This is a genomic window from Rhodospirillaceae bacterium, assembly GCA_016722635.1.
In the GTDB taxonomy this organism is placed as follows: domain Bacteria; phylum Pseudomonadota; class Alphaproteobacteria; order JAEUKQ01; family JAEUKQ01; genus JAEUKQ01.
This window is the reverse complement of record JADKIX010000011.1, coordinates 349,642-364,365: the sequence shown is the minus strand read 5'-3', so window position 1 is coordinate 364,365 and position 14,724 is coordinate 349,642. Positions and strand designations below refer to the sequence as shown.

Annotated in this window: 16 protein-coding genes; 10 read left to right on the top strand and 6 right to left on the bottom strand. The window is 45.1% G+C overall.

Annotated elements, in window-relative coordinates; all coding sequences use genetic code 11:
• Positions 1 to 26: 26 nt before the first annotated feature.
• Positions 27 to 1,088, bottom strand: a complete 1,062-nt coding sequence (hrcA, locus tag IPP67_09145) for a heat-inducible transcriptional repressor HrcA (protein MBL0339304.1) — start codon at positions 1,086 to 1,088, stop codon at positions 27 to 29.
• 180 nt (positions 1,089 to 1,268) lie between these two features.
• On the opposite strand from hrcA, the gene rph reads away from it, so the two are divergent.
• The 3 genes from rph to IPP67_09130 are packed head-to-tail and all read left to right on the top strand — an operon-like array spanning position 1,269 to position 3,835.
• Entirely contained in the window at positions 1,269 to 2,009 is a 741-nt protein-coding gene (gene rph, locus IPP67_09140; protein MBL0339303.1) for a ribonuclease PH, read from the top strand.
• Positions 2,010 to 2,017: 8 nt separating this feature from the next.
• Positions 2,018 to 2,653: an RdgB/HAM1 family non-canonical purine NTP pyrophosphatase gene (gene rdgB, locus IPP67_09135; protein ID MBL0339302.1), complete on the top strand. Its 636-nt coding sequence runs from the start codon at positions 2,018 to 2,020 to the stop codon at positions 2,651 to 2,653.
• Between the two features lie 3 nt (positions 2,654 to 2,656).
• Positions 2,657 to 3,835, top strand: coding sequence for a coproporphyrinogen III oxidase (locus IPP67_09130; GenBank protein MBL0339301.1), 1,179 nt, complete (start codon positions 2,657 to 2,659; stop codon positions 3,833 to 3,835).
• On the opposite strand, the gene IPP67_09125 is transcribed toward IPP67_09130, so the two are convergent.
• The gene (locus tag IPP67_09125; protein MBL0339300.1) at positions 3,832 to 5,106 is read right to left on the bottom strand and encodes a penicillin-binding protein activator; all 1,275 of its coding nucleotides are present in this window, start codon (positions 5,104 to 5,106) and stop codon (positions 3,832 to 3,834) included. The two genes, IPP67_09130 and IPP67_09125, sit on opposite strands and share 4 nt — an antisense overlap.
• 130 nt (positions 5,107 to 5,236) lie before the next feature.
• Here IPP67_09125 and rsmI point away from each other — a divergent pair, with 130 nt between their 5' ends.
• From rsmI to gshB, 4 genes are read left to right on the top strand one after another with little or no spacing between them, the layout of a single operon-like run.
• Entirely contained in the window at positions 5,237 to 6,121 is an 885-nt protein-coding gene (gene rsmI / locus IPP67_09120; protein MBL0339299.1) for a 16S rRNA (cytidine(1402)-2'-O)-methyltransferase, read from the top strand.
• A gap of 1 nt (position 6,122) precedes the next feature.
• A complete protein-coding gene (locus tag IPP67_09115) occupies positions 6,123 to 6,506 on the top strand; it encodes a YraN family protein (protein MBL0339298.1) in 384 nt (127 codons plus the stop codon).
• A gap of 45 nt (positions 6,507 to 6,551) precedes the next feature.
• A complete protein-coding gene (locus tag IPP67_09110) occupies positions 6,552 to 7,067 on the top strand; it encodes a cytochrome b (protein MBL0339297.1) in 516 nt (171 codons plus the stop codon).
• Positions 7,068 to 7,100: 33 nt separating this feature from the next.
• Positions 7,101 to 8,045, top strand: a complete 945-nt coding sequence (gshB, locus tag IPP67_09105) for a glutathione synthase (protein MBL0339296.1) — start codon at positions 7,101 to 7,103, stop codon at positions 8,043 to 8,045.
• Here gshB and IPP67_09100 read toward each other — a convergent pair.
• Entirely contained in the window at positions 8,042 to 9,004 is a 963-nt protein-coding gene (locus IPP67_09100; protein ID MBL0339295.1) for a DMT family transporter, read from the bottom strand. The genes gshB and IPP67_09100 overlap by 4 nt on opposite strands.
• 355 nt (positions 9,005 to 9,359) lie before the next feature.
• On the opposite strand from IPP67_09100, the gene IPP67_09095 reads away from it, so the two are divergent.
• Positions 9,360 to 10,886 carry a YifB family Mg chelatase-like AAA ATPase gene (locus IPP67_09095; protein ID MBL0339294.1) on the top strand — a complete coding sequence of 509 codons (1,527 nt, stop codon included), beginning with the start codon at positions 9,360 to 9,362 and terminating at the stop codon, positions 10,884 to 10,886.
• 44 nt (positions 10,887 to 10,930) lie between these two features.
• Here IPP67_09095 and IPP67_09090 read toward each other — a convergent pair whose 3' ends face one another.
• Positions 10,931 to 11,305 carry a histidine triad nucleotide-binding protein gene (locus IPP67_09090; GenBank protein ID MBL0339293.1) on the bottom strand — a complete coding sequence of 125 codons (375 nt, stop codon included), beginning with the start codon at positions 11,303 to 11,305 and terminating at the stop codon, positions 10,931 to 10,933.
• Positions 11,306 to 11,418: 113 nt separating this feature from the next.
• Between IPP67_09090 and hslV the strand changes: the two genes are divergently transcribed.
• Both hslV and hslU read left to right on the top strand, forming a co-directional pair.
• Entirely contained in the window at positions 11,419 to 12,030 is a 612-nt protein-coding gene (gene hslV, locus IPP67_09085; protein MBL0339292.1) for an ATP-dependent protease subunit HslV, read from the top strand.
• Complete coding sequence (hslU, locus tag IPP67_09080; GenBank protein ID MBL0339291.1) at positions 12,027 to 13,373, top strand: ATP-dependent protease ATPase subunit HslU; 1,347 nt, start codon at positions 12,027 to 12,029, stop codon at positions 13,371 to 13,373. The genes hslV and hslU overlap by 4 nt, the downstream gene beginning before the upstream one ends.
• Positions 13,374 to 13,433: 60 nt before the next feature.
• Here hslU and IPP67_09075 read toward each other — a convergent pair whose 3' ends face one another.
• Both IPP67_09075 and IPP67_09070 read right to left on the bottom strand, forming a co-directional pair.
• Positions 13,434 to 14,081 carry a glutathione S-transferase family protein gene (locus IPP67_09075; GenBank protein MBL0339290.1) on the bottom strand — a complete coding sequence of 216 codons (648 nt, stop codon included), beginning with the start codon at positions 14,079 to 14,081 and terminating at the stop codon, positions 13,434 to 13,436.
• A 21-nt stretch (positions 14,082 to 14,102) separates the two neighbouring features.
• Complete coding sequence (locus IPP67_09070) at positions 14,103 to 14,672, bottom strand: Smr/MutS family protein (GenBank protein MBL0339289.1); 570 nt, start codon at positions 14,670 to 14,672, stop codon at positions 14,103 to 14,105.
• Positions 14,673 to 14,724: the final 52 nt, after the last annotated feature.

Below are 14,724 nucleotides of genomic sequence, written 5' to 3'. Positions count from 1 at the left end.
TCTACCTTCGCATCATAAAAAATATCTTATTTTTTGGTTAAAAACCGCCCAATCAGTTGGGCTGTGTAATTGACCATAGGGATAATCTTTGCATAATCTATCCGGCTAGGGCCAATCACACCTACCGCCCCGATCACCTGTTGCCGGTTATTCTGGTAAGGGGCGATAATTAAAGAACAACCGGTCAAATTAAATAATTCATTTTGAGAGCCTATAAAAATCTGGACATCTTTAGCCTTTTTTGATTCTTCGAGCAAACGAATCATTGATTCTTTATTCTCAAGCATTTGAAATAAAATGCGGACCCGTTCCAAATCTTCTAATTCTTTCACTTCCTCTAGTAAATGGCTTTGCCCGGTCAAAATAAGGATACGCTCATTTTTTGTCCCTGCCCAGGTAGCTAACCCCGTTTTGATAACCTTTTCTGTCAATAAATTCAATTCCGTCCGATGATCATCCAATTCTTTGGTAATTTCAACCGTTGCTTCAGCCAACGTTTTATTAATCAATCGCGCAGTCAAATAATTTCCCGCTTCCACCAGTGCAGCTGGCGGTAATCCTTTAGGTAAATCAATCAGGCGGTTCTCGATTAGCCCGTCCTCCGATACCATGACCACCAAGGCACGATCAGGCCCAAGCTTTAGGAATTCCATGTGCTTCAACCTATATTCGGTGGTGGGTGCCACAACCAATCCGGCGCAACGGGAAAGTCCTGACAAGGCTTGGATGGCTTGTTCGAGCATAACAGGGAAATGATGACCCCCCACTTGGCATTTTTCCTCCATATTGCGTCGTTCATCTTCCCCCAAATACCCAATTTCGAGTAACCCATCGACAAATAATCGTAACCCTAATTCCGTAGGCATACGACCCGCAGAAATATGGGGGGCAAAAAGTAACCCAGCTTCCTCTAAATCTGCCATCACATTTCGGATAGTAGCCGGTGACAAATTCAGGTTCGCCCGCTTCGAAATAACCTTTGAGCCGATCGGTTCGCCCGTTTCAAGGTACGTATCCACAATATGACGGAAAATTTCCCGTGACCTCAGGCTAAGCTCTTGGATACTGGCTTTGCTTTTTATCACCATCGTTTCAACTGTATCAACCCTTCTTGAGGATAGTCCCAATCAAAATTAATTTGCTTATGCGTTTCTAGTAAATAGGAATTATTTCGCAACTTCTCAACACTTCTCTATCATTTTATTTTCATATCGTTTATGAATAAAGTGATAATATTCAGGCATTTTAAGCAATGAAAGTTATTTATAATGGTTAATACCCCCCTTCGTCCCTCTGGCCGCCAACCCGATCAAATGCGCGTCGTTAAAATGGAAATGGGCGTCAATAAATATGCAGAAGGATCTTGTTTTATCCAATTGGGCAATACGCATCTTCTCTGTACTGCTTCTGTCGACAACCAATTGCCAGGTTTTTTGCGGAATACCGGCAAGGGTTGGGTAACAGGGGAGTATGGTATGTTACCGCGGGCAACTGCGACGCGCAGCGAACGGGAAGCCAGCCGTGGTAAATTAACCGGACGCACGCAGGAAATTCAACGGCTGATTGGCCGATCTCTACGGGCTGTTACCAATTTGGTTGCCTTGGGCGAACGGCAAATTTTTATTGACTGTGATGTTATTCAAGCGGATGGGGGCACCCGTACGGCAGCTATTACTGGCGGTTATGTTGCCTTACATCAGGCTTTAGCCCGTTTGGTCAAAACTGGTGTGATCAAGCAATTCCCTTTGCAAGATTATGTTGCAGCCATCTCCTGTGGTATTTACCGGAATACACCCATTCTGGATTTAGAATATATGGAAGACAGCAATGCCGAAGTTGATTCGAATTTTGTGTTGAATGGTAAGGGGGATATCATTGAAATCCAATCTACAGCCGAGAAAAATTCGTTTACCCAACCACAACTGATCCAAATGCTTGATTTGGCCCAGAAGGCAACCCGCTCTTTAGTGGAACAACAAAAACAACTTTTGGCAACTTTGGCAGCATAACAGCAGTCATGCAACGGTCTTCCCATTCCCGTTATTTGCTGCAAGGCCCTTTGGTTTTAGCAAGTCATAACCAAGGGAAAATTGCCGAACTACAGGCAATTCTTCCCCCCTCCATCCGTCCGCTCTATTCGATTAAGGATTTGGGCCTGCCGGAACCAGAAGAAACAGGGGTAACTTTTGAGGAAAATGCTCTAATCAAAGCAAAACAAGCAGCCATCCTTTCCAAATTACCTTCTTTAGCGGATGATTCAGGGATCGTGATTCCAGCACTTGACGGCGCCCCTGGTGTCGTGTCTGCCAGGTGGGCAGGCGAAAAGCGTGATTTTAAGGTGGCGATGCATAAAGTTTACCAAGAATTGGGGAAAAAAGGCATCACGGCAATCACGGGTTGCCCGGCTTTTTTTATTTCGGTTTTGGCGATTGCCTGGCCGGATGGACATCATCAAAGCTTTGAGGGCCGGATTGACGGGACATTGGCCTGGCCTCCCCGTGGAACAAAGGGTTTCGGCTATGATGCAATGTTTGTGCCGGATGACTACACCCAAACTTTTGGGGAAATGGATCCTAGCCAAAAAAACAGGATCAGCCACCGCGCAAAGGCTTTTGCAAAATTTAAAGAATTTTGCCTGCATGTATCAGGGTAATCAATGAATAATTACCCTATTAACCCACAAGACACAGATTTTGGGCTTTATATCCACTGGCCCTTTTGTGTATCAAAATGCCCTTATTGTGATTTTAACAGTCATGTTAGAGCCGCGGTTGATTGGCAAGAATGGTTTGCCTGCCTTAAGGCCGAAATAGATTTTTATGGCAAGCGGACATGGGGACGACGGTTAACCAGTATTTTTTTTGGTGGCGGCACCCCGTCTTTAATGCCCGCGGTAATGATTGAGGGACTAATTGCTACCGCCCAAAAATATTGGGCGTTTGACCAGGGGATTGAAATTACCTTGGAAGCCAATCCCTCTAGTGTTGAAAGCCAAAAATTCGCCGATTACCGCCAAAGCGGGATCAACCGTCTTTCCATAGGTATCCAATCATTAAACGATCGGGATTTAAAATTTCTGGGCCGTCATCATGACAGTCGGCAAGCCATTCAAGCTATTGAAATAGCTGCCAACCATTTCGAGAAATATTCCTTTGATTTAATCTATGCCCTTCCCCATCAAACACTAGGTGATTGGCAACAAGAACTGAACCAAGCCATGTCTTTAGCTGGATCGCATCTTTCCCTGTATCAATTAACTATTGAGCAGGGAACCGTTTTTGAAAAAAATTATAAGGAAGGCCTATGGCCAATGCCTGACCAGGAATTATCGGCAGATTTTTATCAATGGACCAATAACTTTATGAAGGGGAAAGGGTTCCATCACTATGAAATTTCCAACTATGCAAAACCTAACGCCCAATGTCGGCATAATTTAACCTATTGGCGTTATCAAGATTATATAGGTATCGGCCCCGGCGCCCATGGCAGGTTCAAACTCAACCAACAAAAATATGCGTCTTTCCAACTGAAAATTCCTGAAACCTGGCAGCAGTATCTGTTACTACATGGTCATGGAACCAAAGACTTCTATCCTTTATCGCCGCTTGAACGGCGTACAGAAGCAGTGTTGATGGGGTTACGCCTAGAAGACGGGATTAATGTGGCTTTAGCCGCCCATGAAACTGGGATTAATTTGTTGGCTTCACTGTCAGATAAAGCTTTGCGCGAATTGCAAGCACAGCAATTGTTAACTGTCACCGCTACCAAAATTCAAGCAACAGAACTTGGCCGTTTGAAGTTAAATGCCTTGATTGATTATCTTTTAACTGCTTAGTTGGTTAATGGCATCAGGGTGGAGGGGGCTGGATCTTTAACCAACAGCCGTTGCCGTTGAATTTCATAAACCGTCAGGCCGTATTCTGCAATACCGTCCGGCAGAAATCTGAAAATGCCATTTATACCCTTCATTTCACCAAAACCAACAATCGCATTCCGGCTAAAATCAGCCCCTGGTTTTCCACCTAAACGAGTGGCAAATACCACCATGTCATAAACGGTAGCTGCCAGGCGATTAGGGGATTCGGCAAAATTTTCACGGTACCTTTTTTCAAAATCATCGCGCCCTTCCGAAGAATAACTGGGATACCACCCCCCTAACAAACTTGCCTCTTTTCTTAAAGCTGGCGCGTCCCAAAGGTTGGTACCCAAAAGCCTGACTTGGGTCGTATCGATACCATGGTAAGGAGCCAATGATGACAGGGTGATTAACTTTTCCCCTCCTTCCGCAATCAGCAGCGCTTGATAATTTACCACTTTCACGGGTTTATAAGGCGGCATCCAAGCTGGCGGCGGATTATTGGCAGTGATCTGTTGCCCTTCAATGATATCGGTATTGTCCAGATTTTCAGTTAAGTCACTTTCTGAACTTTCTGGATCGGTTTCGGGATTTTCGTCGAGTAACGGCACCGGGTCACCTGGCCCTAACCTTTTAACCGTTTCTGAAAGATTGGTATTTGCCGGGTTATAAAATTCTGTCTGGAAAATCTCCACTTCGTTTGCGTCAGCTGATTGTTTGGCCGAACTTTCAACTACCCGGCCATACGCATTGTCGGGCAATAACAAGGCAATCCTTTTGATCCCTTGGGTTGATGAATAAGAAATAACCCGGTTGATTTGTTGCGGCAAGGTTAACCCACCAACAAATACGCCCTGACTAGTCAGGGTTTCATCATTTGAGAAACTAATTATCTGGACACCCTTAGCTTGGGCAATAGGGGCAATTTCGCGCACTTGGGCTGCAAAAACAGGCCCTACCACCAATCTGGCCCCATCTTTCATGGCATCTTGCAATGCCTGCGCTGCACCACCTGTCTGATTAGTGTCTTTAATAATAAGTTCAAAATCAGCACCACCCTCATCTAAAACAGCCATCTGGGCAGCATTGAGAAGCGCTTTACCCAAAACCGCATCTTTGCCCGTAAGGGGCAGCAAAATAGCCACTTTAGGTGATCCGCTGCGTGCCGCAGAACGCTGGGAATCGGTTGTTTGACAGCTTATTAAGGCAAGGGATAATCCGAAAAGAGCAGCCAGGCTAAAAATTTTCATGGGACAATTTCAATCTTTCATGTAGGATCCAGGCAATTGTGAAAAAATATGAGCAAAAGATTAAACAATCCATAATCTTCACTACCTCTAAATTTTCACGCACTTTAAACGATTTTCATCCGTCTGGCAAATGACTTTATCGCTTCCGCCCAATTGTCTTGATTCAATTAAAACCAGTATGCAGGGGCTGATCCTGGTGGCAACCCCCATTGGTAATTTGAGCGATATCAGTTTGCGAGGCCTACTAACCTTGCAGCAGGCTGACATGATTGCCTGCGAAGATACAAGGGTTACGCGCAAGCTTCTCGAGCATTATGGGATACAGGCGAAATTACAATCTTATCATGACCATAATGCTGCAAAAATACAGCCCCTTTTAATCCATCATTTAAAACAAGGCCATTCGCTGGCGCTCGTATGTGATTCGGGAACCCCCCTTATTTCTGACCCAGGCTATAAATTGGTCCAGGCAGCCATCATGGAAGGCATTAGCGTCCAGACAATCCCAGGTGCTTCAGCGCTGCTGACCGGTTTGGTCATTTCTGGATTGCCTACCCACCAGTTTCTTTTTGCAGGGTTCCCTCCTCCTCGATCGGCAGCCAGACAAAAATTCCTGCAGGCTTTTTCCTCTATCTGCGCGACGTTGGTTTTTTTTGAATCGCCGCAACGGTTGCAAGATAGTTTAAAGGATTGTTTAACGGTTTTTGGCAATAAACCGGCAGCGGTCGGGCGAGAATTAACCAAAATGTTTGAAGAAATAAGAAGGGGTGATTTGCAGGACTTAGTTGATTATTACCAACGAAATCCCTTGGTAAAAGGGGAGATTGTGGTGATGATTGACTTAACCAAACCTTTAATCCTTTCCCCAGAAGAAAAAGAAGACATGGCCGCAAGCTTGCTGCAACAATACCTACCTTTAATGTCGGTCAAAGAAGCCGCTAAAAAAATATCCGATGAATTGGATATCTCTAAAAAAATTGTTTATAATCAAGCCCTTGTTCTACAAAAGAAATAGTATGCTATCTTTTTATCTTTACCAAAAACTGCGTCGCTTTATCAGACGGCCGAAAAAAGCCTGGGTTGGCCAATATGGCGAGTTTTTGACTTGCCTGTATTTATGGGGCAGCGGGTATCGGATCATCCGCCGCAACTATCAGTCGAGTTTAGGTGAAATTGATTTATTGGCAACGAAGAACCACAATTTATATGTTATTGAGGTTAAATATCGAGGGTCTCTAGCCAAAACCCATTGGCCTTACCACCCCTTGCAACGCCAACGACAATTAAGGCAATTACAGTTTTTTTTAGTAAAGCACCCTCGATACCAAAATTATCCCGTTTATCTGGTTTTGGCGATTGTTCAACCCTTGCAGATACCCAAATTAGTGATATATTCTTAATGTTAAATCTAATCATCCCGATTCCTTAAAAATAAGGTTATGATCATGTCGTCATCTGTTCTTCGCTATCATCCTTTATTACGCCTAATACATTGGTTTATGGCTATTTTGGTTGTCGCCATGATCGGTACAGGTTTTATGCTGGAAGAAAAACTAGTGGTTGCAGGATACCCAATTATTTTCTGGCACCAGTCTTTTGGCATTAGTATTTTTGCATTAATTTGGCTGCGCCTCCTTGTTCGCTGGTCTTTTGCAAGACCTGCACCGGTTGCAAGCTTTAGCAATGGGGAAAAATACCTGTCGCTTGCAGTTCACATTCTTTTCTATATTTTTATGATTATTGTACCAATATCTGGATATTTGGCCCTTGTAGGGGATGGAGCTTCCCCGCAATGGTTTAATTTTCCCCTTCCCTTTCCAGCTGTCACCACCACCATAAAGCAGCTTGGCAATGCCCATGCTTTGCTGGCCTTTTGCTTCATAGGCCTGGTCGGCCTTCATCTGCTTGCTTTCGTCAAACACCGGTTGGTCGGCAAAATAAATTTGCTGCAACGGATGTAAGACCGTAAAATTTCGTTAACCCAGGAGGATATCATTGCGTTGCGTATCGCCATTCAAATGGATCCCATTGAAACGATTAACATCGACACAGACACAAGCTTTGTTATCGCCTTAGAGGCCCAGCGGCGCAACCATGAATTGTATTATTACACCCCTAACAACTTACATTTCCTGGATGGTGAAATCTATGCCTTTGGCCATGCGATAACCTTACAACGTCAAAAAGGGGCCCATGCCCAATTGGGCAAAAAGCAGAAATTGTCCTTAAAAGATTTTGACGTTGTCCTGATCCGCCAAGATCCACCCTTCGATATGGCCTACATAACCAACACGCACTTATTAGAGCTTTTGCCCTCCTCTGTGCTGATCCTGAATCACCCAAGAACTGTCCGTAATGCCCCGGAAAAATTATTTTTATTGCAATTTCCCGATCTTATCCCACCCACCCTGATTACGGCAGATGCCGCAGAAATCGTGGCTTTTCGTCAAAAACACCAAGACATTGTGATAAAGCCCCTTTACGGCAATGGAGGATATGGCGTTTTCCACGTAAAGGCGGATGATGAAAATTTGCATGCTTTGTTGGAAGTCCATCAACGCACATCAAGGGAACCACTGGTGATCCAACGCTATATCCCTGAAGTTAGGCAGGGCGACAAAAGGGTTATCCTGATCGATGGCCAAGCAGTTGGGGCGGTTAACCGGATCCCCAAATCAGGTGAGGCACGCTCCAACCTGCATGTGGGCGGCAGGGCTGCAAAAACCGATCTTTCGGCACGGGATTTGCAAATTTGCCAAGCAATAGGCCCTACCCTAAAAAAATTAGGCATCCTATTCGCGGGAATTGATATTATCGGCCCTTACCTTACGGAAATTAACATTACCTCACCCACAGGGTTTCAGCAGATTAATCAGCTCAACAACACTTGTTTGGAAAGAATATTCTGGGACGCCCTCGAAAAACAGAAAAAGGGCTAATGGTTGGTTTTGCGAGCGATCTTTTGGGAATTAATCTGTCGGCGCTTAACTTCATGCCTAACAATAAAAATCCCGCTTAACGTAATCAAGGCGCCGCCAGCATACAAATATAAATCAGGCACCTCCGCCCAAAAAAGATATCCCCAAATGATGGAGTAAAGGATATCGGTATATTGAAAGGGCGCTACCACCGCAGCTGGGGCAATACGGAACGCCTGGGTCATCGCAATCTGGGCAGCCCCCCCTACACACCCAATCAGGGCCAAAATACCAACATCCCTTAAAGCGGGTGGAGCCCAGCCAATAATTCCTTGTTTCACCCATATATGATCTGGGGAAATCCACTGCCAGGGAATGGTCAGAAAACTGCCTATTAAACAAACCAAAATAAAATAAAAGATGGTGGTGGCCCCACTATCAGTTTTGCTTAAATGGCGAACGCAAATCATTGATAGGGCAAATAGAAAAGCGCTGGCCAAGGCAAAAAGGGCAACACCGTCAAAAAGGTTTTTCCCGGGGCGGGTAATCAGCAAAACGCCAATGAAACCAACCCAGATAGCAATCCATCTTTTCCATCCTACTGCCTCCCGCAGCAAAAAACCGGAAAGCGCCGCCAAAAAAATCGTGCTAGACATAGTTAATGCCACCGCTTCCGCCAAAGGCATCAGCTTGAAGGCCACAAAGATGCTGGCCATCGAAATAACGCCGATGAGACCCCGTAACAACTGTAATCCCAAGCGCTTGGTTTTAAAAAAAGCAAAGCCGCTAGTCCGGTAAAAATAAAAAGCCATAGGGATACAAGCAAATATATTGCGGAAAGTCATAATTTGCCCAATCGGATAAATACCCGACATTGCTTTGATCAAAGCGTCAGCTACACTGAACATTAAAACGCCACCAACCATCAAAATAATGGCTTTCAATGGCTGGTCATGCGGCCTTGAGGCGTAATTGGTCATTATGTTATATAAGTCAGCTTGTTTAAAATTCTGGCTAAACCGTATTACGAGTTAGCAATATTTAGTTTTAGGCTTTAATTTACCGAGTAGCTATTATCTTTATTATTAAATTGATCACGAAATTAATCTTTAACGGATATAGGAAAATATTACCTTTCTATACCTACCAACGCTATATGATCCTTTGGGATTTTTCAATTATGTTTTACGATTAACCGGGATACTTGGAGTCATTGGCCATTTTTATATCGACCATTTTGACTGTTTTATTGATGTGGCACTTGATTTTGAAAATTTATATTGCAAGATATATTCGTGAATTTTTATCTTAATGCCTTAATTTGTAGGATTGATGATGGGTGTATCCGTTAAAACAGTTGCCTTTTCCGGATTTTACACCCAAGCAGTTGAAGTGCAGGTGCAATTAACCAATGGCCTGCCCAGTTTTACCATCGTAGGCCTACCCGATAAAGCCATTGCAGAAAGCCGTGAGCGTGTCCGAGCGGCTTTCCAAGCCATCGGGTTGGCATTACCCGGAAAAAGAATCACTGTTAACTTGGCACCTGCCGATTTGATGAAAGAAGGTAGCCACTATGATTTGCCGATTGCTTTGGGGTTGCTGGCAGCTATTGATGGATTACCTGCTATCTCGTTAGAAAAATATTGTGCCATCGGGGAATTGGGGCTTGATGGCCGTATATCGCCTATAAACGGTGTTTTAGCAGCTGCCTTACATGCCTCATCGCGCGGTTTGACATTAATTTGCCCCGAACAGCAGGGGGCGGAGGCTGCCTGGGCAGGATCGACAGAAATTATTGCGGCCCCCAATTTAATTGTTTTGCTGAGTTACTTAAAGGGGGAAAGACCGTTATCGCCTCCAACAGCAAAAATCCTTAAAAGCAAGCCGGAATTAAAAGATATCCGCGATATCCGCGGCCAAGAAACGGCAAAACGGGCCTTGGAAATTGCCGCAGCTGGCCATCATAACCTTTTGTTGATCGGCCCGCCGGGGGCAGGAAAGTCCATGTTGGCTGCAAGATTGCCCGGGATATTACCCCCCTTATCTGCACAGGAAGCTTTGGAAACCACCATTATTTACAGTTTGGCTGGGCAATTGCCCGAAACATCGCTGATTCAGGAACGCCCTTTCCGCGATCCCCATCATTCCGCATCGATGGCTTCCTTAGTGGGCGGTGGCTTACGGGCAAAACCAGGGGAGGTATCTTTGGCTCATAACGGGGTTTTATTTTTGGATGAAATGCCCGAATTTTCCCGCCAATCTCTGGATTCCTTAAGGCAGCCCTTGGAGACAAAAAACATCACGATTGCGCGTGCCAACCACCACATCACCTATCCCGCCAGGTTCCAACTAATTGCCGCCATGAACCCCTGCCGTTGCGGATATTTTGATCACCCGCAATTGGCTTGCAGCAAAAAGCCCCAATGCGCCGAATCGTATCAGTCAAAAATATCGGGGCCTTTTCTGGACCGAATTGATTTAACAATTGAGGTCAATGCCCTACCACCCGCAACCCTGCATAGCGAACGGGTGGGGGAATCCTCGGGGCAAATCGGTCGGCGTGTGGCCAAGGCGTGGGAAAGGCAAACAAAACGCCAGTCGCCCGCATCAATGGCCTCCATTCCTTTATCAAATGCAGAACTTGACTTAAATACCCTAGAGAAAGTGGCCGCTTTAGATGCGGATGGGCAAAGTTTGCTGACAAAAGCTGCCGAAAAAATGGCTTTGTCAGCGCGTGGGTATCACCGTGTCTTACGGGTAGCACGAACGATTGCTGATTTAGCGGAATGCGAGAGAATTGAACGCACCCATATTGCCGAAGCGCTTAGCTACCGCCGCATCCAACCCAAATTAGCTGATTGATCATTCGAGTTGGTCTTGATTGGCCAGACAGTTGCCCTCAATGATTAGTTAGTTGCTATCCCTTTTTGCAGTATAGGCCCCAAGGGATGGCCGCCTAAGAGATGCAGGTGAAAATGGGGAACTTCCTGATGGGCATTCTGCCCGTTATTGACCAAAACCCTATATCCTTGCTTGTCTAATCCTAATTGCCTAGCGATTAATCCCACCGCCTGCATCAGCGCCGCCATTTGGTGAGGGGTGGCATAGGCTGAAAAATCATCCCAGGATTGATAAGGCTGTTTTGGGATCACCAAGATATGGATTTTGGCCTGTGGTTTTATATCATAGAATGCCAACACATCTTGATTCTCATAGACTTTTTTGCAAGGAATTTCGCCACGTAAAATTTTCGCAAAAATATTGTCTGGGTTATAAGCCATTTTTTCTTCCCATCTTTATTATTTTGTATTTTATTCTTCTGTTGTTTTACCCGCTTGAAATATTTTATCAGGGGGTCGATCTTGTTACTTAAAGAACCTATCCCATATATAAGATGCTTTCTAGCGTCAAATCAAGCAGGAGAAATAAATTGAACGATGGATCCCCTACATTAGGGTCACAATCAAATCACCCCCCCTCTTGGCACGGGACAACCATTCTTTGTGTCCGTAAAGGCGAGCAAGTGGTGATCGCTGGTGATGGCCAAGTTTCTTTTGGGGCTACTATCATTAAATCCACGACCCGCAAAGTCAGAAGGCTGGGCAAAGGTGATATTATTGCAGGCTTTGCTGGTTCAACGGCAGACGCCTTAACCCTTTTTGAACGTTTAGAAGCAAAACTGGAAAAACACCCTGGGCAATTAGCCAGGGCTTGTGTCGAATTGGCCAAAGATTGGCGCACCGACCGCTATTTAAGAAGATTGGAAGCGATGATGGCGGTTGCCGACAAAAATGTCAGCTTTATTATTTCGGGGGCTGGCGATGTATTGGAGCCGGATAGCGGGTTAATCGGCATCGGCTCAGGCGGAAATTTTGCGATTTCCGCGGCCAAGGCCTTACTACCTATTGAAAATCTGGATGCCTTGGAAATCGTCAAAAGATCGATGAAAATTGCCGCTGAATTATGTGTTTACACTAACAACAATATTACGATTGAAACCTTATGAACGATCATTTAACCACCTCAAATCCCTCCTCCACCGCTGCCAATTTCAGCCCACGGGAGATTGTCTCGGAACTAGACCGCTATATTATCGGCCAGCATGAAGCCAAGAAGGCAGTGGCCGTCGCCCTGCGCAATCGCTGGCGGCGCCAACAATTGCCTGCCGAACTTCGCGATGAAGTCTTGCCAAAAAACATTCTCATGATAGGGCCTACAGGGGTTGGCAAAACAGAAATTGCCCGCCGCTTGGCTAAACTCGCACAAGCCCCTTTTATTAAGGTTGAGGCAACCAAATTTACAGAAATAGGTTATGTCGGACGGGACGTCGAGCAAATCATCCGTGATTTAATAGAAATCAGCATAAGCCAAACACGCGAACGCATGCGCAAAGAAGTGAACAGTAAAGCTGAAATTATGGCGGAAGAAAGGGTTCTGGATGCCTTGGTTGGGGAATCATCGACCCCTGAAACCCGCGCTAAATTCCGTAAAATGTTACGGACAGGCGAACTCGACCAAAAAGAAATTGAAATCCAAGTGAAGGATACCGGCAACCGCTTGCCGACCTTTGATATCCCGGGGATGCCTGGGGCCAGCATGGGCATGCTGAACCTCAATGACATGCTTGGGCAGGCCATGGGCGGACGCACGAAAACCCGTCGTACAACTGTTGCGGAAAGCTATAAAATATTGATTGTCGAGGAAAGCGATAAATTGCTGGATCAGGAAAAAATGGTTCAAGAAGCCATTAAAACAGTTGAGGAAAACGGCATTGTTTTCATCGATGAAATTGACAAAATTTGCGCGAGATCCGAGCGGATGGGAGCGGATGTCAGCCGTGAGGGCGTGCAACGTGACCTATTGCCATTGATTGAGGGTACGCAAGTCCCCACGAAATACGGCACCGTTAAAACCGATCATATCTTATTTATTGCATCGGGGGCTTTCCATATGGCTAAGCCATCTGATTTATTGCCGGAATTGCAAGGTCGTTTGCCGATTCGGGTGGAGCTTAAAGCTTTAAGCCGCGATGATTTTAAACGCATTCTGCGGGAACCTGAAACCAGCTTGATCAAACAATATAAAGCTTTGTTAAAAACCGAAGATATTACCTTGCACTTTACGGAAGAAGCCATTGATAGTTTATCGGATTTAGCCGCGATGATCAATTCAACCGTTGAAAATATCGGTGCCCGTCGCCTCCATACGGTTTTAGAGAAACTGTTGGAAGAGATCAGTTTCCAAGCCAGTGACCAAGCAGGATCGACGATTACCATCGATGATGCCTATGTACAAGAGCGGATTGCCGGACTTGCGAAAAACACCGATCTCAGTAAATTTATTCTTTAGGCTAATGAAAAGAATAAAGGCTGGACAATAGAGTTTATAGATTGTGTAGCCTTTTGGTTATTATTTCAATAAGATGTCTGGGTGTCCCCAACCTGGAATCTTGCTTATTCGTTGCAGCCATTGTTGAACCTTTCGAGGTACATCAACCTCGGCTTGTTCTGCCCAAAATAAGTATCCGCACAAGGAAAAATCAGCTATTGTTAGCTTTTCTCCGGTGATAAAAGTTCTTCCATCCGCCAATTCTTCTTCTAAACGGCTAATATCTGTTTTATACCGCCCTTCAATCCAAGAAATAGCGCCTGCCGGATAATTTTGTGGTGCGAAACGCCGGGCATAGCGCAAATTAGGCAGGCTAAAACCCAAGCGGTTAGCCTCCCAGAACAGCCATTCCCGTACTTTTGACAGCAATATTTCATTCTCTGCCCCAAATTTTTTGGTGAGATTTGCTAAAAACATCAAAATCGCATTGGATTGGACATAAGCTTGTTGACCAGCGGTTAGTAAAGGCACTTCCCCGAATTTTGCTAGTTTTCTAAAAGACTCCGGCCTTTGCGGCCGCGGGATATTAATATCGATGATTTGATAGTCATGGGCCAAGCCCGCAATTGCCATCATTAACTTAACTTTGTAACAATGCCCTGAATCAGGATGGCTATATAGGGTCAAATGTTGCTTGGCAGGTTTATCTATTTTTTTTTGAATACCCATTTCCTCGTCATCCTTACCTTTTTATAAAAGTTTATTTCTTTTCAGTAAAACATATAACGCCCCTTGCCCCCCTTGATTCCGCTGGGCGTAGCAAAAAGCCAGGATGATGGCACGAAGGGGTTGGGTATTCAGCCATTTGGGTACACCCTGTTGTAAAACTCCCGCTTTTAACCCCCCTGCCCCTTTACCGGTAATCACTAACACACAACGGTTTTGCTGCGCGTAAGCTTGATTAAGAAAGGAGGTTAACCGGGCAATCGCCCTATCCTGGGTTAGGCCATGCAAATCCAAGGTCGCAGAAATGGTTAATTCGCCCCGCTTCATCTTTTGCTGCAGGCTACGATCCAATTGCTGCAGATCCCCAACGGATAAGGAAGGTTGAGGGTTAGGCTGCGATCGCACGACCGGTTGTCTGTCAATAATAGGTTTTTTTCTTGGGGAACGAATGATTGGAAGGGCTAGAATTTCTTGGGGAACGCTTAGCAAAATTTTTATTCCCTTGTTTTTAAGGGGCTGGACATTTTTAACAACCTGTTCCCAAAGCTTGCCATCTGGCTCTACGATCGATTTGCTTGATTTTCTTTGGGTCATTTCTAAAAATTATTCTCATTGCTTTGGGTCACAGTACGTAACAAGGCATCTG